Source organism: Streptomyces sp. NBC_01463, assembly GCA_036227345.1.
GTDB lineage: Bacteria > Actinomycetota > Actinomycetes > Streptomycetales > Streptomycetaceae > Streptomyces.
The window spans coordinates 2,540,359-2,562,168 of the sequence record CP109468.1; the positions used below are offsets into that span (position 1 = coordinate 2,540,359).

At 70.5% G+C, this 21,810-nt stretch carries 20 protein-coding genes; 5 read left to right on the top strand and 15 right to left on the bottom strand.

Annotated features, from left to right (window positions below):
- Window positions 1-23: 23 nt before the first annotated feature.
- The 3 genes from OG521_10980 to OG521_10990 form a co-directional block, all read right to left on the bottom strand.
- Complete coding sequence (locus tag OG521_10980; GenBank protein ID WUW21281.1) at window positions 24-362, bottom strand: P-II family nitrogen regulator; 339 nt, start codon at window positions 360-362, stop codon at window positions 24-26.
- Window positions 359-1,711, bottom strand: coding sequence for an ammonium transporter (locus OG521_10985; GenBank protein ID WUW21282.1), 1,353 nt, complete (start codon window positions 1,709-1,711; stop codon window positions 359-361). The genes OG521_10980 and OG521_10985 overlap by 4 nt, the downstream gene beginning before the upstream one ends.
- 408 nt (window positions 1,712-2,119) lie before the next feature.
- The gene (locus OG521_10990) at window positions 2,120-3,595 is read right to left on the bottom strand and encodes a hypothetical protein (GenBank protein WUW21283.1); all 1,476 of its coding nucleotides are present in this window, start codon (window positions 3,593-3,595) and stop codon (window positions 2,120-2,122) included.
- A gap of 421 nt (window positions 3,596-4,016) precedes the next feature.
- Between OG521_10990 and OG521_10995 the strand changes: the two genes are divergently transcribed.
- A complete protein-coding gene (locus OG521_10995; protein ID WUW21284.1) occupies window positions 4,017-4,676 on the top strand; it encodes a bifunctional DNA primase/polymerase in 660 nt (219 codons plus the stop codon).
- 84 nt (window positions 4,677-4,760) lie between these two features.
- On the opposite strand, the gene ftsY is transcribed toward OG521_10995, so the two are convergent.
- Window positions 4,761-5,972 (bottom strand): signal recognition particle-docking protein FtsY, encoded by a 1,212-nt coding sequence (gene ftsY, locus OG521_11000; GenBank protein WUW21285.1) that lies wholly within the window; start codon window positions 5,970-5,972, stop codon window positions 4,761-4,763.
- Window positions 5,973-6,056: 84 nt separating this feature from the next.
- Window positions 6,057-6,341, bottom strand: coding sequence for a hypothetical protein (locus OG521_11005; GenBank protein WUW21286.1), 285 nt, complete (start codon window positions 6,339-6,341; stop codon window positions 6,057-6,059).
- 139 nt (window positions 6,342-6,480) lie between these two features.
- Between OG521_11005 and OG521_11010 the strand changes: the two genes are divergently transcribed.
- Window positions 6,481-7,872 carry a cytosine permease gene (locus OG521_11010; protein ID WUW21287.1) on the top strand — a complete coding sequence of 464 codons (1,392 nt, stop codon included), beginning with the start codon at window positions 6,481-6,483 and terminating at the stop codon, window positions 7,870-7,872.
- Window positions 7,873-7,935: 63 nt separating this feature from the next.
- A complete protein-coding gene (locus OG521_11015; protein WUW21288.1) occupies window positions 7,936-8,901 on the top strand; it encodes an LLM class flavin-dependent oxidoreductase in 966 nt (321 codons plus the stop codon).
- 73 nt (window positions 8,902-8,974) lie between these two features.
- Here OG521_11015 and OG521_11020 read toward each other — a convergent pair whose 3' ends face one another.
- The 4 genes from OG521_11020 to OG521_11035 form a co-directional block, all read right to left on the bottom strand.
- Window positions 8,975-10,393 (bottom strand): sugar porter family MFS transporter, encoded by a 1,419-nt coding sequence (locus OG521_11020; GenBank protein ID WUW21289.1) that lies wholly within the window; start codon window positions 10,391-10,393, stop codon window positions 8,975-8,977.
- A gap of 209 nt (window positions 10,394-10,602) precedes the next feature.
- Window positions 10,603-14,394, bottom strand: coding sequence for an AAA family ATPase (locus OG521_11025; protein WUW21290.1), 3,792 nt, complete (start codon window positions 14,392-14,394; stop codon window positions 10,603-10,605).
- Window positions 14,395-14,742: 348 nt separating this feature from the next.
- Window positions 14,743-14,955: a hypothetical protein gene (locus OG521_11030; protein WUW21291.1), complete on the bottom strand. Its 213-nt coding sequence runs from the start codon at window positions 14,953-14,955 to the stop codon at window positions 14,743-14,745.
- Between the two features lie 439 nt (window positions 14,956-15,394).
- Window positions 15,395-15,676: an acylphosphatase gene (locus tag OG521_11035; protein ID WUW21292.1), complete on the bottom strand. Its 282-nt coding sequence runs from the start codon at window positions 15,674-15,676 to the stop codon at window positions 15,395-15,397.
- 144 nt (window positions 15,677-15,820) lie between these two features.
- Between OG521_11035 and OG521_11040 the strand changes: the two genes are divergently transcribed.
- The gene (locus tag OG521_11040; protein WUW21293.1) at window positions 15,821-16,777 is read left to right on the top strand and encodes a CAP domain-containing protein; all 957 of its coding nucleotides are present in this window, start codon (window positions 15,821-15,823) and stop codon (window positions 16,775-16,777) included.
- A 130-nt stretch (window positions 16,778-16,907) separates the two neighbouring features.
- Window positions 16,908-17,348: a helix-turn-helix transcriptional regulator gene (locus tag OG521_11045; protein ID WUW21294.1), complete on the top strand. Its 441-nt coding sequence runs from the start codon at window positions 16,908-16,910 to the stop codon at window positions 17,346-17,348.
- 1 nt (window position 17,349) lies between these two features.
- Here OG521_11045 and mutM read toward each other — a convergent pair whose 3' ends face one another.
- From mutM to coaD, 6 genes are all read right to left on the bottom strand, one after another.
- Entirely contained in the window at window positions 17,350-18,204 is an 855-nt protein-coding gene (mutM, locus tag OG521_11050; GenBank protein WUW21295.1) for a bifunctional DNA-formamidopyrimidine glycosylase/DNA-(apurinic or apyrimidinic site) lyase, read from the bottom strand.
- An 88-nt stretch (window positions 18,205-18,292) separates the two neighbouring features.
- Entirely contained in the window at window positions 18,293-19,117 is an 825-nt protein-coding gene (rnc, locus tag OG521_11055; GenBank protein ID WUW21296.1) for a ribonuclease III, read from the bottom strand.
- Between the two features lie 19 nt (window positions 19,118-19,136).
- Window positions 19,137-19,310, bottom strand: coding sequence for a 50S ribosomal protein L32 (rpmF, locus tag OG521_11060; GenBank protein ID WUW21297.1), 174 nt, complete (start codon window positions 19,308-19,310; stop codon window positions 19,137-19,139).
- 2 nt (window positions 19,311-19,312) lie between these two features.
- Complete coding sequence (locus tag OG521_11065; protein WUW26643.1) at window positions 19,313-19,921, bottom strand: DUF177 domain-containing protein; 609 nt, start codon at window positions 19,919-19,921, stop codon at window positions 19,313-19,315.
- 214 nt (window positions 19,922-20,135) lie between these two features.
- Window positions 20,136-21,221: a cell division initiation protein gene (locus OG521_11070; protein ID WUW21298.1), complete on the bottom strand. Its 1,086-nt coding sequence runs from the start codon at window positions 21,219-21,221 to the stop codon at window positions 20,136-20,138.
- Window positions 21,222-21,319: 98 nt separating this feature from the next.
- The gene (gene coaD, locus OG521_11075; GenBank protein WUW26644.1) at window positions 21,320-21,799 is read right to left on the bottom strand and encodes a pantetheine-phosphate adenylyltransferase; all 480 of its coding nucleotides are present in this window, start codon (window positions 21,797-21,799) and stop codon (window positions 21,320-21,322) included.
- Window positions 21,800-21,810 lie beyond the last annotated feature (11 nt).

The following is a 21,810-nucleotide window of genomic DNA, read 5'->3' on the forward strand; positions in this document are numbered from 1 at the left end:
CTTTCCGTGTGCGGAACAGTCGGTCAGAGTGCGTCGGGGCCGCGTTCCCCGGTGCGTACCCGGATCGCGGTCTCGACCGGGACGCTCCAGACCTTGCCGTCACCGATCTTGCCGGTCCGGGCGGCCTTGACCACGACATCGATGAGCTGTTCGGAGTCCTCGTCCTCGACGAGTACCTCGATGCGGATCTTCGGGACGAGGTCGACGGTGTACTCGGCGCCCCGGTAGACCTCGGTGTGGCCGCGCTGACGCCCGTAGCCGCTGGCTTCCGTGACCGTGAGGCCCTGGACGCCGAAGGCCTGGAGGGCCTCCTTGATCTCGTCAAGCCGGTGGGGCTTCACGACTGCGGTGATGAGCTTCATGCGTCCACCTTCTTGTTCGTCGGGGCTGCCGTGGTGCCGGGCCCGGGGGCCGTGGAGCGGGCGGTCGAACCGCCGCCGGCGCCGCTGAAGTCGTACGCCGTCTCGGCGTGCTCGACCTGGTCGATACCGGAGACCTCGTCGTCCTCCTCGACCCGCATCCCGATCGTCCTGTCGACCAGGAAGGCGAGGATCGCGGAGACGACCAGAGAGTACGCGAGGACGGCGAAGACACCGACGGCCTGCTTGCCGAGCTGGTCGAGTCCGCCGCCGTAGAAGAGGCCCTTGGCGTCGGACTGGACACCGCCGGTGGCGAAGAAGCCGATGAGGAGGGATCCGACGACACCGCCGACGAGGTGGACGCCGACGACGTCCAGGGAGTCGTCGTAGCCGAACTTGTACTTGAGGCCGACGGCCATGGCGCACAGCACACCGGCGATGGCACCGACGGCGATGGCTCCGAGCGGGCTGACCGCACCGCCGGCCGGGGTGATGGCGACGAGTCCTGCGACGGCGCCGGAGGCGGCACCGAGGGTGGTGAAGGAGCCGTGGCGGAGCTTCTCGTAGCCGAGCCAGGCGAGCATCGCGGCGGCGGTGGCGACCTGCGTGTTGACGAACATGACCGCGCCGACGCCGTCGTCGTTGCCGAGCCACGAGCCGGCGTTGAAGCCGAACCAGCCGAACCAGAGGAGACCGGCGCCGAGCATGACGAGCGGCAGGCTGTGCGGCCGCATCGGGTCCTTCTTGAAGCCGACGCGCTTGCCGATGACGAGGATCACGCCGAGGGCCGCGGCACCCGCGTTGATGTGGACGGCCGTACCGCCGGCGAAGTCGATGACGCCCAGCTCGAAGAGCCAGCCGCCGGCGCCCCAGACCCAGTGCGCGACCGGGAAGTAGACGACGGTGACCCAGAGGGTGATGAAGAGCGCCCACGAGGTGAACTTGACCCGGTCGGCGAGCGCACCGCTTATCAGGGCCGGGGTGAGCACGGCGAACATCAGCTGGAACACGGCGAAGACGTACACCGGGATGGTGTAGCCGTCCCAGAGTTCGGTGACGCCGATCCCGCTGAGGCCGACGAAGTCCTGGCTCCATCCGATGATCGAGCCGGCGTCGGTGCCGAAGGCGAGGCTGAATCCGTAGAGCACCCACAGGATCGTGACGATCCCGAGGCTGATGAAGCTCATCATCAGCATGTTGAGGGTGCTCTTGACGCGGACCATGCCTCCGTAGAAGAAGGCCAGGGCCGGGGTCATGAGCATCACCAGGGCCGAGCAGATGAGCATGAACCCGGTGTTGGCGGCAGACAGCGTCGGGGCGTCTGCTGCAAGCGTCGTGATGCCTGGGGGCATCGGCGTCTCCTCGTCGTCGGTGCGGCCGCGTGCGGGCGAGTGGGGGTACAACCACGTGCGGGACCACTGGGGAAAAGGTGCGGGCCGTTATGCGCCATGAGATTCGCCCAGCGCCGTTTCCGCCGATGCCACACGATGTTTCGCCACAGTGACTAAGAGGACTGCCGTGTTACGTCCCCATGAACCGCCCGTGCCGTACCCGCGCTCGGGCCTACTCTGCGGCCGGAGCCGCATACGGTGCGGTTGCGACGCACGGGCAGGGGAACGACCACACGAACCGGCCACGGCGACCACCCGCTGACCTGGCAATCGGGGGAGCCGAAGTCGGTCCGTGCGGGGTGGCCGTCGTGGCCGGGGCAGAGGGTGCCGTCAAGCGCCCTGACCGGCGGATTTCCGCCGGACGGGGCTCTAGACCGCTTCGGCGGTCTCGGGCAGCTGCTCGGTGAGGAGATCGGTGAGCCGGGCCACCTCGGGGATGTCCCCGAAGTCCCTGGCCGCGGTGTCGACGGTCTTGCGGAGCCGGGTGTTGACGCGCTCGGAGCGGACCTTCTTGGCGACGCGCAGGGCCTTCTCGGCCAGCACGGTGGACTGCTCGGGCTCGCGCTTGAGGAGGTGCACGGTGGCGAGGCCGATGAGGTTGAGCGCGTACGAGCGCTGGTGCTCGTCGTCGTCGCCGAAGAGCTCGACCGCCTTCTGCATGACGGGTTCGGCGAGGGAGGCGTAGGTGGGGCTGCGGCCGGCCACGTAGGCCAGGTCGCGGTAGGAGTGGGAGTTCTCGCCGTTGAGCTCGGCCTCGGAGAAGAAGCGGATCCAGTCGGGCTCGGGCTCGCCGTCGAGACCCGCGTCGAGGAAGGTGTCCTCGGCCATCCGGACCGCCCGCTTGCACTTGCTGGGCTGGCCCATGTTGGCGTAGGCGCGGGCCTCCATCGCATACAGCATGGCCTGGGTGCGCGGGGTGGCGCAGTCGCGGCTGCCGTACTGCGCGAGGTGGATCAGTTCGAGTGCGTCGTCGGGGCGGCCGAGGTGGATCATCTGCCGGCTCATGCTGGACAGCACGTACGAGCCGAGCGGTTTGTCACCGGCCTCCTTGGAGGCGTGCAGGGCGAGGACGAAGTACTTCTGGGCGGTGGGCTGGAGGCCTACGTCGTAACTCATCCAGCCCGCCAGCTCGGCCAGTTCGGCCGCGCAGCGGAACAGCCGCTTGGCGGTGGCGGCCGGCTGCGGCTCCTGGAGCAGGTCGGTGACCTCGTGGAGCTGGCCGACGACGGCCTTGCGGCGCAGTCCGCCGCCGCACTGGGCGTCCCACTGGCGGAACATCGCGGTGGTGGACTCCAGCAGGTCGAGCTCGGGGCCGGAGAGCCGGGAGGGGCGGCGGGCGGCGGCGTCCGACTCCGGCTCCACCGGCCCGGCGGAGGCGACGGGCACCAGCCAGCGCTGCATGGGTTCGATGAGGGCGGGTCCGGCGGCGAGGGCGAGCGAGCTGCCGAGGAATCCGCGGCGGGCGAGCATCAGGTCGCTGCGGGAGAACTCGCTGAGCAGGGCGACCGTCTGCGGTCCGGCCCAGGGCAGGTCGACGCCGGCCACGGAGGGCGCCTGGTGGGCGGCGCGCAGCCCCAGGTCCTCGACGGCGACGACGGAGCCGAAGCGCTCCGAGAACAGCTCGGACAGGATGCGCGGAATCGGTTCGCGCGGCTGCTCGCCGTCCAGCCAGCGCCGCACCCGGGAGGTGTCGGTGCTGATGTGGTGGGCACCCATCTGGCGCGCTCTGCGGTTCACCTGGCGGGCCAGCTCGCCCTTCGACCAGCCGCTGCGCACGAACCAGGATCCCAATTGCCCGTTGGGGCGCTTACCGGCATGCGTATCGCCTGCGCCGCTGCCACTCACTGGAACGCCCCCATCCCGCCGAATACCGTCGCGCGAACCACAAGAATGCCGTGAACCGACCCCGTCCGTATGCACGTTGCGCACCATCGAACAGAAAATCGGGTTGCCTCCGGCATACCCACGAGCGCACATACTCCCATGGTTCGTGTACCGACGGTAATCCTACGATCACCCGTCCGGCGAGGGCGATTGCGGAAACGCCACCATTCGCCACCCCTTCGAATGAACGCCACCACGGCCGGGCGCGATTCACTTGACAGACAGCGATCAGCGGTAGGCGCAGGGATGCATTCAGGGGCGCGCGGAGGAGCGCGCACACCCCGGGGCACGCCCGCACCCGCCCCGACCGCAAGGAACGACGGAGCGTCACGGGAGCGCTCCGTTTCGTAACCACCGGCGAGTTGGACCCGTTGGAGGGGGCATGGGCTTCACGATCGGCGGCATCCGTGAGATGCGATCCGGCTCACGGCGCCGCGGCCGTGCGGCCGAGGGCACCGCGGTGGCCGAGTACACGGGACTGTGGGGCTGGGCGGTGGCGCCGGGAGCGCGCGCCGCGGACGGCCGCTGCTCGTGCGGGGACACCCGCTGCCCCTCCCCCGGGGCTCATCCGCTGGATTTCGCGCGGGAGGTGCCCGCCGGGGCGACGCTCGACACGGCGGCGCGCGCGTGGTCCGAGGTGCCGGGCGCCTCGATGCTGCTGCCGGTGGGCCGCAGCTTCGACGTGCTCGACGTCGCCGAGCCGGCCGGACGCCGGGCGCTGGTGCGGATGGAACGGATGGGGCTGCCGCTGGGCCCGGTGGCGGTGACCCCGGCCGGCCGGGCGCAGTTCTTCGTCGCGCCGGGCGCGGCCGCCGAACTCCCCCGGCTGCTCTACCGGATGGGCTGGGACGACGCGGACCTGGACCTGCGGGCCTTCGGCGCCGGCTGCCACATCACCGCACCGCCCTCGGACCAGGGCGGTCTCGGCCCGGTCCGCTGGCTGCTGCCGCCGGCGCTGGACACCGCGGCGGCACCCCCCGAGGCGCGTCTGCTGCTGGGCACGCTGGCGTACGTCTGCCACCGGCTGGCCCTCTGCGGCTGAGCGTCCCGCGGACACCCCCCGAAACGGCGAGGAGCCCGGACACACCGTGGGTGCGTCCGGGCTCCTCGCCGTGGCTGCGGGGGTTCAGTCCCCGATCAGGGCGTCCACGAACGCCTCCGGCTCGAACGGAGCCAGATCGTCCGGCCCCTCGCCGAGCCCGATCAGCTTCACCGGTACGCCCAGCTCGCGCTGGACGGCGATGACGATGCCGCCCTTGGCGGTGCCGTCGAGCTTGGTGAGGACGATGCCGGTGATGTCGACGACCTCGGCGAACACCCGGGCCTGCACCAGGCCGTTCTGCCCGGTGGTGGCGTCGAGGACGAGCAGGATCTCGTCGAGCGGTCCGTGCTTCTCGACGACCCGCTTGACCTTGCCGAGCTCGTCCATCAGCCCGGTCTTGGTGTGCAGCCGGCCCGCCGTGTCGATGAGGACGACGTCGGCGCCCTCGGCGATGCCCTCCTTCACGGCGTCGAAGGCGATCGACGCCGGGTCGCCGCCCTCGGGTCCGCGCACGGTGCGGGCACCGACGCGCTCGCCCCAGGTCTGGAGCTGGTCGGCGGCGGCGGCGCGGAAGGTGTCGGCCGCGCCGAGCACGACGCTGCGGCCGTCGGCCACGAGCACCCGGGCCAGCTTGCCCGTGGTGGTGGTCTTGCCGGTGCCGTTGACGCCGACGACCATCACGACGCCGGGGGTGTCGACGCCGCTCTCGGTCTTGACCGCACGGTCGAAGTCGGTGCCGAGCAGGGTGAGGAGTTCCTCGCGCAGCAGCGCGCGGAGGTCCTCGGGGGTACGGGTGCCGAGGACGCGGACGCGCTCCCGGAGCCGTTCCACCAGCTCCTGGGTGGGGGCGACGCCGACGTCGGCGGTGAGGAGGGTGTCCTCGATCTCCTCCCAGGTGTCCTCGTCGAGGTTGTCCCGGGACAGGAGCGTGAGCAGCCCCTTGCCGAGGGAGTTCTGTGAGCGGGCGAGCCGGGCCCGCAGCCGGACCAGACGGCCGGCGGTGGGCTCGGGGACGTCCAGCGCGGGGGCGGCGGGCGCCTCCGGCTCGACGGTCTCCGGGGCCTGCCCGGCGGCCTCCCCGGCGGGCGGAAGGCCGACCTCCTCGATGGTGCGGCGCGATGCGTCGCGCGGCGTCTCGGCCTCCTCGCCGACATGGGGCTCGGCGGGAGGAGTGAGGGTCGGCGTGCTCGACGGTGCCGGGGGCAGCTGCTTCTTCTTGCGGCTGCTGACCACGAGCCCGCTGATCACGCCGACCGCGACCAGGGCGATGACTACAGCAAGGATGACGAATTCCATAACCCACCCAGTATCAGTCACGTGCGACGGCAATCGGCGAATGCGCGGGCCGCAGCGGGCTGCGTGCGCGCCCGACGGGTGGCGTCAGGTCACCCAGCCCCGGACGACCTCGGCCCCGGGGGCCAGCCGCAGCCCGGCCCGGGCGAGGAAGTCGTCGAGCTCGATCTCACCGAGCAGGGTGTCGTCGTCCCATTCCGTCACGATCTGGTCCGGGTGGTCGAGCCAGGTGTCGGTGTCCGGGCCCTCCTGGCGCTCGACCGAGCCGTTGCCGTGCCGGTAGCGCAGGTACAGGTACTGGCCGTCGGTCGTCCAGGCGTCCCACTGGGAGGGGCACCCGTAGCAGGTCTGCACCACACGGGCGAGGGTCATCTCCACGGCGTCCTCCGCGTCCGGTCCGGTCGGCGTCCACCGCCCGGAGCCCGGTCAGTGTGGCAGTCGGGGGTCGGTGGCGCCTCCGAATTCCGCCGGTCGTTACGCCCCGTATGCCGGGAAAGGTACGATCCTGGCCGTGGAGACCCGTGGGCTTGAGCCCGTGCCCGACAGCGAGCGCACCGGCCGGGTCCGGTCCCTCTTTCCGACCTGGGTCGCGGCCAACATGACGGTGCTGCTGCTGACGATCGGCGCGGGACTCGTCGTCTTCGACCGGCTGGGTTTCTGGCAGGTGCTGGTCGTCGCGGCCGTGGCACCGGCCGTCTCGTTCGGGATGGTCGGACTGATCTCGGTCGCGGGCCGCGACGGCGGCGCCCCCGGCATGGCCCTGTCCCGCGCCGTGTTCGGCCAGCGGGGCAACCTGGCGCCCGGGGCGCTGATCTGGGTGGCCCGCTGGGGGTGGGAGACGGTGAACGCGGTCACCGGGTCGTACGCCCTGCTGGCCGTGCTCGGCCTGCTCTTCGGGGTGCGCAGCACCTCGGCCCTGATCGTGGTGACCCTGTTCGCCTTCGTCTCGGGCAGCTTCCTGCTGTCGGGCCTGGGCGCCCGGGCCCTGCGGCTGTGCTGCACCTGGTCGGCGTACCTCTTCGGGGGGTTCAGCGTCCTGGTCCTGGTGCACCTGGCCGGGACGACGGCGTGGCGGGCGGTGCTGGACCGGCCGGCCGGGCCGACGTCGCTGATGATCGCCGGGATCGGCACCCTGGCGGCCGGCGGCATCAGCTGGGCACCCACGGGGCCGGACTTCACCCGCTATCTGCCGCGCACCGCGTCGGGCCGGGCGATGGTGGCGGCGACCGTGGGCGGCGCGGGGCTGGTGATCGTGCCGATGGTGCTGATGGGGGCCGTGATGGCGGTGGGTACGCCGGGGCTCGCCGTCACCCGTGATCCGGTCTCGTTCATCGGCGAACTGCTGCCCGACTGGATCTCCGTTCCTTATCTGGCCGTCGCCGTGCTCGGCATGGTGCTGATCAACGCGATGTCGATGTATTCGGCCGGATTCACCGCGCAGACCCTGGGATTCACGGTCCCGCGCACCTGGGCCGTCGGGGTGAATGCCGCGATCAGCCTCTTCCTGGGATCACTGCTGATGCTGGTGGCGAACAGTTTCATCGATTCGTTCATCTCCTTTCTCAATCTGCTCGCGGTGACGTTCTCGGCGTGGATCGGCGTCTTCGCCGTGGATCTGCTGCGGGGCCGCGACTACGACCCGGCGGCACTGATGGACACCACCGCGACCAGTGCGTACTGGTACCGCGGCGGATTCGCGTGGAGCGCCGTGGCGGCGTGGGCCACGGGTCTGGTGGTGGGGCTGCTGTTCACCGCCGTGGAGTGGTTCACCGGCCCGCTCGCCACAACCTGGACCGGGCGCAACGGGCTCGGCTGGGCCGCGACGGTCGTGGTCTCCGGCGGCCTGTACGCGGCGCTGCCGCGGCCCGGGGCACGGCGGCGGTCCGCATCCCTACACTTCTGACGCTGCGTCAGCTAAGGTCCGGCCTCGCCCAGCCCGCCAGACAGGACCCAGGGGGACAGCGTCATGGCCTTCACCGTCGTCCGGTTCAACCTCGTCGATCCGGCAGCCACGCCGGACTCCCTCTCGGCCCGCTACCGAGCGGCGCTGGACATGGCCGCGTACGCGGACGAGCACGGCGTCGACACCGTGCAGACCGAGGAGCACCACGGGGCCGCCAACTCCTGGCTGCCGTCCCCCTTCACCTTCGCGGGGGCCGTCTTCGGGGCCACCCGCCGCATCGCGGTCACGGTCTCCGCGGTCATCGGGCCGCTGCACGATCCGCTGCGGCTGGCCGAGGACATCGCGGTGCTCGATCTGCTGAGCGCGGGCCGGCTGGTGACGGTCGCGGGGATCGGCTACCGGCCGGAGGAGTACGAACGGGCGGGCGTCGAATGGGGCAGGCGCGGACGGCTCCAGGACGAACTGCTGGAGACGCTGCTGAAGGCGTGGACCGGGGAGCCGTTCGAGTTCCGCGGCCGGACGGTCACGGTCACCCCCCGGCCGTTCACCCGGCCGCATCCGCTGATGCTGGTGGGCGGCAGCTCACGGGCGGCGGCGCGGCGGGCGGCCCGGCTGGGGCTGCCGCTGTTCCCGAGCGCGCATCTGCCGGAGCTGGAGGCGTACTACCACGAGCAGCGCGCGGTGCACGGCACGGAGGGCTTCTGCATGATGCCGTCGGCCGAGACGCCGTTGCTGCACGTGTCCGAGGACCCGGACCGGACGTGGGCGGAGCACGGGGAGCACTTCCTGCACGAGGCGCGTACGTACGCCTCCTGGCAGTCCAAGGACATCCGCTCGGCCGTCCGCTCGGCGGCGACGACGGTGGCGGAACTGCGGGACGAGGGCGTCTACCGGATCGTCACCCCGGAGGCGTGCGCGGGCCTCGCCGGGGAGCTGGACAGCCTGGTGCTGCACCCGCTGTGCGGCGGGATGCCGGTCGAGGAGGGGTGGCGCAGCCTGCGGTTGTTCTGCGGGGCGACCGGGGGGTGAGACGCGCGTACGGCCCCGGTTCGCGGATGCGGGCCGGGGCCGTACGACGTCGAGGAGAGCGGGGCAGCGGGGGTCAGCCCATCTCCTCCAGCGCCTTGCCCTTGGTCTCCTTCACGAACTTGATGACGAAGGGGATCGAGAGCGTGGCGAAGCAGGCGTAGATGATGTACGTGCCCGACAGGTTCCAGTCGGCGAGGCTCGGGAAGCTCGCGGTGATCGCCCAGTTGGCGATCCACTGCGCGGACGCGGCGACGCCGAGTGCGGCGGCGCGGATCCGGTTCGGGAACATCTCGCCGAGGAAGACCCAGACCACGACGCCCCACGAGAGGGCGAAGAAGAGCACGAAGACGTGGGCCGCGACGAGGGCGACCACGCCCTGGGTGTTGGGGAGCTTGCCGTCGACCAGGTCGGCGGAGAAGGCCCATGCCTCGAAGGCGAGGGCGACGGCCATACCGCAGGAGCCGACGAGGGCCAGCGGGCGGCGGCCCACCCGGTCGACCAGGACCATCGCGATGACCGTACCGATGATGTTGATGATCGAGGTCGTGAACGAGTAGAAGAACGAGTCGGTCGGGTCGATGCCGACGGACTGCCAGAGCGTCGCCGAGTAGTAGAACGCCACGTTGATGCCGACGAGCTGCTGGAAGACCGACAGGCCGATACCGACCCAGACGATGGGCAGGAAGCCGAAGCGGCTGCCGAGCAGGTCCTTGAAGGTCGACTTGTGCTCGCGGTGCATCGCGGTCTCGATCTCGGTGACCCGGGCGTCGAGGTCGACGCCCTTGCCCTCGACCTCTTCGAGGATCTTCCGGGCCCGGTCCTTCTTGCCGACCGAGATCAGGAACCGCGGCGACTCGGGGATCGCGAACGAGAGGAGCCCGTACAGGATCGCGGGCAGGACCATCACACCGAGCATCCACTGCCAGGCCTCGAGCCCGCCGATCTTGCCGCGCTGGTCGCCGTCGGCGATCTGCAGGATGCCGTAGTTGACCAGCTGGGAGATGGCGATGCCGATGACGATCGCCGCCTGCTGGAAGGAGCCGAGACGGCCCCGGTAGGCGGGCGGGGAGACCTCGGCGATGTAGGCCGGGCCGATCACCGAGGCCATGCCGATGGCGAAGCCGCCGATGATGCGCCACATCGCCAGGTCCCAGAGCGCGAACGGGAGCGCGGAGCCCACGGCGCTGACGGTGAAGAGGACCGAGGAGATCTGCATGCAGCGGATGCGGCCGATGCGGTCGGCGATCCGGCCGGCCGTGGCGGCGCCGATCGCACAGCCGATCAGGGCGATGGCGATGACCTGGGCGAGGGTTCCGGAGCCGATGTCGTACCGGTCGCGGATGGCTTCGACGGCACCGTTGATGACGGAGCTGTCGTAGCCGAAGAGGAAGCCACCCATCGCGGCTGCAGCGGTGATGAAGATGACATGGCCGAGATGGTCCGGGTGGGCCCCTCGGGCTCCGGACTCTGGTCCCTGCGATGTGCTGGTCACGTGAACTCCTCGGGCCTGGCCGCAACGTCAGGCGTGGGGGGCGAGCTCTTCTCAGTGGCGCACAACTTCATCTCTGCCACCACTTGAAGGTAAAAACGACGTTGCAGAGACTATGCGTTCAAGTTATGAAGTCAATCTCGGGGTCCGGTCTGACATCTACCCAGGAACACCCAAAAGGTGCGTTGAAGCTTTGAAGATTGGGTAAAGGCTCAGCGCAGCCGCTGACTGATGACCTTGGAGACTCCGTCGCCCTGCATCGAGACGCCGTAGAGCGCGTCGGCGACCTCCATCGTCCGCTTCTGGTGCGTGATCACGATGAGCTGCGAGCTCTCCTGGAGCTCCTCCATGATCCGGATCAGCCGCTGCAGATTGGTGTCGTCGAGAGCCGCCTCGACCTCGTCCATCACATAGAACGGACTCGGCCTGGCCTTGAAGATCGACACCAGCAACGCCACGGCCGTGAGCGACCTTTCGCCGCCCGACAGCAGGGAGAGCCGCTTGACCTTCTTGCCCGGCGGCCTGGCCTCGACGTCGACGCCGGTCGCCAGCATGTTGTCCGGATCGGTCAGGATCAGCCGTCCCTCGCCGCCCGGGAAGAGGCGCGAGAAGACGCCCTCGAACTCCCGCGCCGTGTCCCGGTACGCCTCGGTGAAGACCTGCTCGACCCGCTCGTCGACCTCCTTGATGACCTGCATCAGATCGGCCCGGGTCTTCTTCAGGTCCTCCAGCTGTTCGGAGAGGAACTTGTGCCGCTCCTCCAGCGCGGAGAACTCCTCAAGAGCGAGCGGATTCACCTTCCCGAGTTGCTGATACGCCCGTTCGGCCGACTTCAGCCGCTTCTCCTGCTCGGCCCGGACGAACGGCTTCGGCTGGTTGCGCGGATGCTCCGGATCCTCCGGCAGCTCCTCGCCCTCCGCCGCGGGCGACGGCGGCACGAGCTGGTCGGGTCCGTACTCCGCGGCCAGCCCGGCCGGCTCCACGCCGAGCTCCTCCAGCGCCTTCGCCTCCAGCTGCTCTATGCGCAGCCGCTTCTCGGCACCGAGCACCTCGCCCCGGTGGACCGAGTCCGTCAGCTTGTCGAGCTCGCCCTTGAGTTCCCGGCCCCGGTGGCGCTCGGCCGCCAGCTCCCGCTCGCGCTCGGCCTTCGACGCCTCGGCCGCGGCCCGCTCCTCCTGTGCCCGTACGACGGACACCTCGACGTGGGCCAGCAGCTGACGGGCGCCGGACGCGACGGCCGAGGCCACCGCGGCCTCGTGACGCAGCCGGGCGCGGCGCTGCTCGACACGGGCGCGGGCCTCGCGCTCGGCGCGGGCGCCCCGGTCGAGGGAGTCGGCGCGGCCGGCGAGCGCCTTGACGCGTTCCTCGTGGGTACGGACCTGGAGCCGGGCCTCCATCTCGGTCTGGCGGGCGTTGGCCCCGTCGGCGGCGAGCCGGTCGCGCACGGCGGTGTCCGGTTCCTCGTCCGCGCCGTCCTCCGACGCCTCCTCGGCCACCAGCAGCCGCTCGGCCAGCTCCTCGGCCTCCTGGGTCGCGCGCTCCAGCGCCTCCTGGGCGCGGGCGGCGGACGCGGCCATCCGCTCGGCCTCGCCCGCGGCGCCGCGGGCCTGCCCGGCCAGCCGGCCGAGCTGCTGGGCCACCCCGGACTTCTCCCGCTCGGCGGCCCGGCGGCGCTCCCCCAGCTCCTCGACGAGCGCGGCGCAGCTCCCGCGCCGCTCCGCCGCGAGCCGCTGGGTGCCGGCCAGCTCCGTGCACCGCACGGCCAGGTCGGCCAGTTCGGCCGCCGCCTCGTCCACGGACGCCTGGACTTCGAGGAGGCTGGGCGCCCCCGCGGAACCCCCGTGCGCGAAGTGCGCCGACAGGACGTCGCCCTCGCCGGTGACGGCGGTCAGCTCCGGGTGGGCGGCGACCAGGTCCTCGGCGTCCTCCAGTGTCCCGACGACCACCATGTCCCGGACCAGCCTGCGGACGGCGGCCATCAGTTCGACGGGACCGCTGACGAGATCGGCGACGGCGGGCACCCTCCGGCCGCCGGCGAGCGCCAGGGCTGCCGGGTGCCCGGCGCTCTCGGCCCCGGTCCCGGCGGGGCCGGTTCCTGCTCCGGTCCCGGCGGGCCGCTGACCCGCGAGGGATACGGCCGGCTCCGGGCCCGTGCCGTCGTGCGCGGGCTCCGTGCTCTGTCCGGGCAGGTGTGCGACACCGGCCCCTGGCGCGGGCTGTGCCTCCGGGCCCTGCCCGGGTACGTGGCCCCGCGCATCCGGCCCCGCGGGGCCGGCGCCCCCGCGCCGGCCGCCGAGGAGCAGCGCCGCTCGTCCCGCGTCCTGCTTGCGCAGCAGCCGGATCGCCTCGGCGGCCGTGGCCGGGTCCGTCACCGCCACCGCGTCCGCCGCCGCACCCAGTGCGGCCGCCACCGCGATCTCGTGACCCGGGGCCACCGTGAGCAGTTCGGCGGCCGGCCCGAGCAGGCCCGCGAGCTGGTCCCGGGCGCCGAGCAGCGCCCCGGTCCCGTCCTTCCGGCGCAGCCCGAGGGCCAGTGCGTCATGACGGGCCGCGACCGCCGCGCGCTCGCGTTCGGCGGTGGTGGCGTCCTCCCGGGCCGCGGACAGCGCCCCCTCCGCCTCCTTCAGCTCGCGCCGTGCGGCCTCGTGCCGCTCGCCGAGCTCCGTGTCGTCGGCGTCCAGGCCGTCGACCTCGGCCTTCAGCTGCTCGTACTCCTCCTGGGCCGCGACCGCCCGCTCCTGGGCCTCGTCGCGCGATGCGGCCAGCCGGTCGATCTCCGACTGCGCCGAACCGGCCCGGCTGCGGGCCGCGTTGACCTGGCCGTTCAGCCGGGCGAGCCCTTCGCGGCGGTCCGCCAGGGCCCGGGCCGCGTCCTTGAGCCGGCGCTCCTCGGCCACCAACTCCCGCTCCAGTTCGGACCGGTGGGACGCGGTGTCCTCCAGTGCGTGCTCCGCCGCCTCCAGCGCGGCGGTCAGCTCCGCCTCCTGCTCGCGGATCCGGGCCGCCTCGCGCTCCATGTCCTCGGGGTCGCGCCCGCGCCGCTCCTCCTCGGCGGGCGCGGTGGCGCTCTTCACCCGGGCGTCGGCCAGCGAGATGGTGCCGCGCACCCGTTCGGCCAGCTGCGACAGCTCGTACCAGGTCTGCTGGGCCCGCTGGAGCCTCGGGGTCAGCCGTCGTACCTCGTCCTCCAGTTCGGCCTCGCGGGCCAGGGCCGCCTTCAGTTCCGTCTCGGCCGCCTCGCGGCGCTGCTTCAGGGCCGCCTCGTCCGCGATCTCGCCGCGCAGCGCGGTGTGCAGCCGGACCAGGTCGTCGGCCAGGAGCCGCAGCCGGGCGTCACGCAGGTCGGCCTGGATGACAGCGGCGCGGCGGGCCACGGCCGCCTGCCGGCCGAGCGGTTTCAGCTGCCGCCGCAGTTCGTCGGTGAGGTCCTGCACCCGGGCCAGATTGGCCCCCATCGCGTCCAGCTTCCGCAGCGCCTTCTCCTTGCGCTTGCGGTGCTTGAGGACGCCCGCGGCCTCCTCGATGAAGGCGCGGCGCCCCATCGGGTCCGCGTGGAGCACGGAATCCAGCTGGCCCTGGCCGACGATGACGTGCATCTCCCGGCCGATACCGGAGTCCGAGAGGAGTTCCTGGATGTCCAGCAGCCGGCAGGTGTCACCATTGATCTGGTATTCGCTGCCGCCGTTGCGGAACATGATCCGAGTGATCGTCACTTCGGCGTACTCGATGGGCAGTGCACCGTCGGAATTGTCGATGGTCAGCGACACCTCCGCCCGGCCGAGCGGCGGACGCCCGGTCGTACCGGCGAAGATGACGTCCTCCATCTTGCCGCCGCGCAGGGATTTGGCGCCCTGCTCCCCCATGACCCAGGAGAGCGCGTCCACCACATTGGACTTGCCCGATCCATTGGGACCGACCACGCAGGTGATCCCGGGTTCGAACCGCAGGGTCGTGGCGGAGGCGAACGATTTGAAACCACGCAGGGTCAGGGCCTTGAGGTGCACGCCGCCGGACTCTACCTTTCGCTCTCGGTTTCGCTGATGAAGGTGCAGGGCACATCAGACGGTAAGGGAAGGGGTGCATGTCCGGGGCGGGACCTGCGCAGGCCGGAGGGGAAAAGAAAGAAGGGACGCCGAAGCGTCCCCTGCAAATCTTGTGGCATGCCGACAAAACGTGTGCGGTGCTGTGTCTGCGGATCCGCGGCCTCCATGAAGGCGCGCGTGCCGGATCAGTGACAAGGCAGATGGAGAAGCAGACCAAGAGTGAATTGATCTTCAATGATCCGGTGACGATCCGGCGATGATCCCGTGCGGCTGACGCGTGCAGCCCGACCGGCCCCATGGGGCCATCGGTCAGGTCAGCGCCGGCTCCGCCTGAGGTACGTCGATGTCGATGCTGTCGAGCAGCGACTCTTGGTGCTGGGCGGCGGCGTTGAGCGCGTCGTTCTCGTCCTGAATCCGTACGAGCTCGGACTCAAGATCCTGGACGCGCTGCTGAAGCCGTCGCATCTCGGCGAGGAGTCGCGGGTCGGAACCGCCGACGTAACCGAGAAGCGCCTTTGCCATGATGGATGGTCCTCCACACTGAGTGACCGACCGATGCGGTGTGGGTCGTGAGGGAATCGCACCCGCGGTGCTCGGCAGTGCTCTGTGTTCACTGCTGTTCTGCTGCCAAACAGCTCTGCCGAACAGCTAAGGTGCGCGGGGTTTTCAGCGTCTCACCAAAAAGTTTGACGGTCAACACGATCACACCCTGTAGAGGCGGGCGTCCCGGGGGCGCGCGGCTTGACGATCATGCGGCGCGACTCTCCAGCGGGGCCCTCAGGGGCACGGAGATCATCCTTACTGCCGCAGCCTGGCATGGCAACCGAATCTTGGCAACCACCGGGTCCCTCCGCAGGTCATTTCATGTGTAGGCATGACCGCACCCCTCGCCGTCACCCCGCGCCGCGCCTCGAACACATTCCGAACACGGGCTGTGTTTCCACCCCGCCCGGGAGCCGGATCAGCGGATCGCGAATCCCTCATATCCGCCTCGCGGCGTGTCCCAGATCTCAGTGACGCCGTCAACGCGGCCGGGTGTGTCGTCCGAACGCAGCCAATCCAGCAGACGGTGGCAATTGTCACGCCGCCCCTCGGCCACGACCTGCACCCGGCCGTCGTCGAGATTGAGGGCGAATCCGGTGAGACCACCGATCTCCAAAGCGTTTGCCCTGGTGAACCAGCGGAACCCTACTTGCTGTACTCGGCCGCGTACCCAAGCGGTGAGTCGCACATCTTCGTTCATGCCCGAACGCTAACCGGCCAATTGCTCTCTGAGCACTTCTCGCCGATTCGCGATGGCGTACAGTCCCCTCGCAATAGCTTCACTCGATCGGGTGAGCAAAGGTGCGCCGACAACGGCGTCCAGATCGTCAGAAGGGCACAGCAGATGGGACGCCATCGACGCTCCGCCGCAGCTCCCGCCGCTGAACCGTACGCGGAGGGGACCGACGGCCGGGACCAGGGTTCGCGCCGCAGGAAGCGGTCGCGCATACCGGTACGCACGGGACTGCTCGGCGTCTCCGCCGCCATGGCCGTCGGCGCCGTCGCCGTCGCCTCCGGTCTGCTGCCCGGCGGCGACAACTACAACGTGGGCGGCGGTCCGGCCGCCGACCAGGTGCGCTCGGAGGCGGCCCCGGACCTGCTGACGCAGGGCGGTTCCACCACCCCGCCGCCCGACCGCGCATCCGCGTCGGCCCAGGCCAGCCGGGGTACCGAGCGCGCGAAGGCGCCCACGAAGTCGCACTCCCCCAAGACCGGTTCCCCTTCCGCGTCGGCGTCCCCGTCGAAGACCTCCGCGCCGTCGAAGAGCCCCGCGAAGGAGCGGACGAAGCCGTCCGCCTCCGCCAAGGCACCGACGGCGGAGGCCACGAAGAGCTCCTCGGCCCCGGTGAAGACGTCGAGCCCGGCCTCCACCAAGGCCTCGGCCTCTGCCCCGGCCGCCCGCAAGTCCACCGCGCCGGCCGCGCCCGCCTCGACCCAGGCCGCCGTGCTCGCCCTGGTCAACCAGGAGCGCGCCAAGGTCGGCTGCAGCCCGGTCACGACCAGTTCCTCGCTGACCTCGCTCGCCCAGAACTTCAGCGACGACATGGCGGCCCGCGGGTTCTTCGACCACACGGACCCGGACGGGAAGTCCCCGTGGGACCGTGCCGCCGCGGCCGGTGTCTCCGGACTCGGCGGGGAGAACATCGCCCGCGGCCAGGCCGACGCCGAGGCCGTGATGGAGGCCTGGATGAACAGCGAAGGCCACCGAGCAAACATTCTCAACTGCGACTACAAGACGCTCGGCGTGGGTGTCCACCTCGGGGCCGGCGGCCCCTGGTGGACCCAGGACTTCGGCTTCTGAGGTCCACGGGGCTCCTGCTGAGCCCCGCCCGTCCCGCATCACCACCCGCTCCATCCCCGTACGCCCCACACGCTCACTCACGGATTGCGCAATCCCGTGGAGGGCGCTGTGCGGGCGTACGCTGGTTTTCATGGACGAGACCGGCGGCAATGGACACCTCGACGGCAACGCTGCGGACGGCGGCTGTCCGAACGGCGACCTGCCCTTCGACGTGTTCTCCAAGCAGTGCCCCTCGCGCGGCACCCTGGAACACGTCACCGGCCGCTGGGGCAGCCTGACACTCGGCGCCCTGTACGAGGAGAGCCTCCGGTTCAACGCGCTGCGCCGCCGGGTCGACGGGGTGAGCGAGAAGATGCTCTCGCAGACGCTGCACGCGCTGGAGCGGGACGGACTGGTGCACCGCGAGGCCCAGCCGACCAATCCGCCGCGCGTCGACTACGAACTCACACCCCTCGGGCGGCAGGTCGCCGAACAGCTGCTCGGTCTGATCCACCTCGTCGAGGGCCGGATGTCCGAGGTCCTGGTGGCCCGGGGGCGTTACGACGAGTCCCACGCGGTCCGCGGGGTCTGAGTCAGACGCGGGGCGGGCGCTGGCAGCGCGGGCAGAAATAGCTGGACCGGTTCATCCAGGCGCGGCGCCGCATCGGCGTACCGCAGCGGTGGCACGGCTCGTCCTCGCGCCCGTAGGCGTCGAGCGAGCGGTCGAAGTAGCCGGACTCGCCGTTGACGTTCACGTAGAGACTGTCGAAGCTCGTGCCGCCCTGCGCCAGCGCCGCGTTCATGACGTCGCGGACATGGCCGAGCAGCTCGGCCGACTTGGGGCGGGTCAGGGTCGCGGTCGGACGGTCGTAGTGCAGTTTCGCCCGCCAGAGCGCCTCGTCCGCGTAGATGTTGCCGACGCCGCTGATCAGGGACTGGTCGAGCAGGGCGCGCTTGACCGTCGTACGGCGCAGGCGCAGCGCGGTGTGGAACACCGCGTCGTCGAAGGCCGGGTCCAGTGGGTCGCGGGCGATGTGCGCGATGGTGTCGGGCAGTCCCTCGGCGGTGTTCTCGTGGAGGGAGAGGCCGCCGAAGGTGCGCTGGTCGACGAAGCGCAGCTCGGTGCCGGTGGAGTCGTCGAACCGGATCCTGATCCGCAGGTGCTTCTCGTCGGGTGCGTCCTCGGGCTGTACGAGGAGCTGGCCGCTCATCCCGAGGTGGCCCAGGAGCGAGGTGGCCTCCTCGTCGAGCGGCACCCACAGGTACTTGCCGCGGCGCATCGCCGTGCCCAGGCGGACGCCGCCAAGCCGGGCAGCGAAGTCCGCACCGCCCGCGAGGTGCCGGCGGACCGCCCGCGGATGCAGGACCTCGACCTCGCCGACCGTGCGCCCGGTGACCCAGCGTTCGAGACCGCGCCGGACGACTTCGACCTCGGGCAGCTCGGGCACGGTGTCGCTCCTGGATCTGGATCTGGATGTGATGGCGGTTCCGGACAGGGAAAACCCCCCGGTGCCAGGGCACCGAGGGGTTTCCGGGTCAGGCCGGAGCGACGTCCGTGGACGACGACGGGTCGGCAGGGGTGTCGGCGGCCCCTCCGTCGGCAGCGGCCTTCGCCGCAGCCTCCCGCGCCTCCGCGGCGGCGCTGATCTCACGCCAGGCGGATTCAGCCGCCTGCTGCTCCGCTTCCTTCTTGCTACGGCCGGTGCCGGTGCCGTACGAGACACCACCGACGCGAGCGGCAGCAGTAAAGGTCTTCTCGTGGTCCGGGCCGGTCTCCGTGACGAGGTACTCGGGGACTCCGAGGCTCTCGCTCGCGGTGAGTTCCTGGAGACTGGTCTTCCAGTCCAGGCCGGCGCCGAGGTTCGAGGACCGGTCGATCAGCGGGTCGAAGAGCCGGTGAACCAGCTCCGAGGCCGCGCTGAGGCCCTGATCGAGATAGACCGCACCGAGCACCGCTTCCAGGGTGTCGGCGAGGATGGACGCCTTGTCCCGGCCACCCGTGCCCTCTTCACCGCGGCCGAGCCGGATGAAGGAGCCGAGTTCGAGGCCGCGGCCCACTTCCGCAAGCGCACGCGAGTTGACCACCGCGGCCCGCAATTTGGCCAGCTGGCCTTCAGGCAGGTCGGGGTGAGTGCGGTACAGCGTGTCCGTGACCACCAGGCCGAGCACCGAATCCCCGAGGAATTCGAGCCGCTCGTTGGTGGGCAGACCGCCGTTCTCGTACGCGTACGAACGATGGGTCAGCGCACGCACCAGAAGGGCGGACTCGAGGTGGTACCCGAGCCGCCCTTCCAGAAGCGTGTGGGACGAGGCTGTGTTGACGTTGTCTGCCTGCTTCTTGGCGTGGGACAACTCAGACATCGGGCCTCTCACCAGCCGCTCAGACCTCGAGGACCTGGCGCTTGTTGTACGTGCCGCAGCTGGGGCACGCGATGTGCTGCAGCTTCGGCTCCTGGCAACGCTCACACGAAACCAGGGTGGGGACCGCAGCCTTCCACTGCGACCGGCGGTGGCGCGTGTTGCTGCGCGACATCTTCCGCTTCGGAACAGCCACGGCTACTTCTCCTGCTTCTCGTCGACGCCGGGACCGGCGCCGCCCATGTTGTCCTTCTCGCCGTCCTGAACGGTCTCGGCGAGTCCTTGCAATGCCGCCCAACGAGCATCGACGACATCGTGGTGGTGGCCCGGATTCTCGTCCAGCCTGATTCCGCATTCGGAACACAGACCGGCACAGGTCTCCTTGCACACCGGCTGCATCGGCAGTGCGAGCACCACCGCATCACGCAGCACCGACTCGAGGTCGAACAAGCCGTCCTCGAGGAAGAACCTGTCCTCGTCGTCCTCGGCGTCGTCGACCGGATCCGCCGTCTTGCTGCGGTTCCGGTCATCGGCGTCAGGGTACGAGAACATTTCCTGGAAGTCCGCCTCGACCTGGAGGTCGACCGGCTCCAGACACCTTACGCACTCCCCCTCGGCGGATGCACGGGCGGTGCCTGTGACGAGCACACCTTCCATGACCGATTCGAGGCGGACGTCCAGCTCCACGGGTGCGCCTTCCGGCACACCGATGACCCCGTCGATACCGAGGTCCTTGGGAGCTTCCGCGGAGCGGGTCAGCCGCTTCAGGGCACCGGGACGCCGACCCAGCTCGTGCGTATCGAACACGAGAGGGTTTCGGTGGTCGAGGTGGCCGTTCAGGGCTTTTCCTGCTTTCGAATCATGCGCATCACGCGTGGTGGGGAGTGGGCCGACCGGTTCGGAGCCGAAGCGGGCAGCCGGGATCGCGGACATACGCGCGACCGAAGAGCCAGGATACTGGACACATCGCCCAGCTCCCAATCCGCCCCTGATCCGCCCCGGGGCAGGGCCCCGGGACCGGTCAGCGCTCCTGTTCGTACCGGCGGAGCTGATCCAGGTCGATCATGCCGGTGTCGAACAGGCTGGTCTCGTCCAGGGCGCCCTCGCCGTGCTGCGGATAGGGCTCCTGCTGGGGCTGCGCGGGCTGCTGCTGCCAGGCGTCGTAACCCTGCGCGGGCATCGGGACCTGGCCCTGGTTCGGGTCGTAGCCCTGCTGCTGGTACGCCGCGTAGGGGTCGGGCTGCTGCTGGTAGCCGTACACGTCCTGCTGCGGCTGGTCCTGGTACCCGTACGTCTGCGCGTACTGCGGCTCCGTCTGGACGGGGTACTGCGGTTCCGTCTGCTGCTGGGGCACCTGGAGCGGTTCCGGGGTGGCGATCTCGGCCAGTCCCGCCCAGTGGTCCTCGTCGCTGGTGTGGCCCTGGCTGCCCGCGGCGTCCTGCGCGGCCATGTGTGCGCCGAGGTCGTCGGTGGCGACCCGGCCGTGCAGCTTCTGCCGGCCCCGGCCGACCGCTTCCAGGGTCTTGGCGAGCACCGCCTCGAAGGCGCCGAGCTTGGTGTCCACGTACTCGTCGGCCCGGCGCTGGAGCGTGGCCGGGTCGGCGCTGCGCTCGGGGGCCTCGGCGAAGTCCGGGTCCTCGTAGCCCTGCTCGTCGAAGCCCTGGCCGCGGCCGAGGAGCTTCTCGCGGCCCCGGTCGACGGAGCCGATGGTCTTGGTGAGGACGACCTCGAAGTTCGCGAGCTTGCTGTCGACGTACTCGTCGGCCTCGGCGCGGATCTCGTCGGCGTCCTTGCGGGCCTCGCCGAGGACCCGGTCGGCCTCGGCCTGGGAGCGCCGGACGATCTCCGTCTCGGAGATGAGGGTGCCTCGCTCGGCGTGGGCGGTCTCGATGATCCGCCCCGCCTCCTGGCGGGCCTGCTCGACGAGCTGCTCGTGGCCGCCGATGACCTGCGCGGCCTGGGCGAGCGAGCCGGGCAGGGCCTCGCGCACCTCTTCCAGCATGGAGAGGAGTTCGGCGCGGTTGACCACGCAGGATGCCGACATGGGCATGGACCGGGCGTTCCCGACCGCTTCGACGATCTCGTCGAGCTTCTTCTGCACGTCCACCGTGTGCTCGCCACTCTCTACTGCCGATTGGAGACGGACGGGACGACTGTACGGCCAGTCGGCGCCCGCCCGACACCTGGTGACGGACTGTCAGCGCCTCACTGCTGAGCGAGGCGTTCGGTCAGGGCCTCGTGGACCAGCGGGGGCAGCAGGTGCGAGACGTCTCCGCCCCACGTCGCCACCTCCTTGACCAGCGAGGACGACAGGAAACTGTAGGTCGGGTTGGTCGGCACGAAGAGCGTCTCGACGCCGGAGAGCCCGTTGTTCATCTGGGCCATCTGGAGCTCGTAGTCGAAGTCGCTGACGGCCCGCAGGCCCTTCACGATCGCCGGGATGTCGCGCTGCTTGCAGAAGTCGACCAGCAGGCCGTGGAAGGCCTCGACCTGGACGTTGCCGAAGTCCGCGGTGACCTGGCGGATCAGTTCGATCCGCTCGTCGACCGTGAACAGGCCCTTCTTCGACTGGTTGATCATGACCGCGACATGTACGACGTCGTACAGCTTCGAGGCACGGCCGATGATGTCGAGATGTCCGTTGGTGATGGGGTCGAACGACCCCGGGCAGACGGCGCGGCGCAACTTGTTTCCCT

Excerpts from the sequence above, each read along its gene's own strand:
- OG521_11040 (WUW21293.1), top strand. The coding sequence starts at position 15,821 with ATGGGACGCCATCGACGCTCCGCCGCAGCTCCCGCCGCTGAACCGTAC.
- OG521_11005 (WUW21286.1), bottom strand. The coding sequence starts at position 6,341 with ATGACCCTCGCCCGTGTGGTGCAGACCTGCTACGGGTGCCCCTCCCAG.
- OG521_11015 (WUW21288.1), top strand. The coding sequence starts at position 7,936 with ATGGCCTTCACCGTCGTCCGGTTCAACCTCGTCGATCCGGCAGCCACG.
- OG521_10995 (WUW21284.1), top strand. The coding sequence starts at position 4,017 with ATGGGCTTCACGATCGGCGGCATCCGTGAGATGCGATCCGGCTCACGG.
- ftsY (WUW21285.1), bottom strand. The coding sequence starts at position 5,972 with ATGGAATTCGTCATCCTTGCTGTAGTCATCGCCCTGGTCGCGGTCGGC.
- OG521_11035 (WUW21292.1), bottom strand. The coding sequence starts at position 15,676 with ATGAACGAAGATGTGCGACTCACCGCTTGGGTACGCGGCCGAGTACAG.
- OG521_11030 (WUW21291.1), bottom strand. The coding sequence starts at position 14,955 with ATGGCAAAGGCGCTTCTCGGTTACGTCGGCGGTTCCGACCCGCGACTC.
- OG521_10985 (WUW21282.1), bottom strand. The coding sequence starts at position 1,711 with ATGCCCCCAGGCATCACGACGCTTGCAGCAGACGCCCCGACGCTGTCT.
- OG521_10980 (WUW21281.1), bottom strand. The coding sequence starts at position 362 with ATGAAGCTCATCACCGCAGTCGTGAAGCCCCACCGGCTTGACGAGATC.
- rnc (WUW21296.1), bottom strand. The coding sequence starts at position 19,117 with ATGTCTGAGTTGTCCCACGCCAAGAAGCAGGCAGACAACGTCAACACA.
- OG521_11045 (WUW21294.1), top strand. The coding sequence starts at position 16,908 with ATGGACGAGACCGGCGGCAATGGACACCTCGACGGCAACGCTGCGGAC.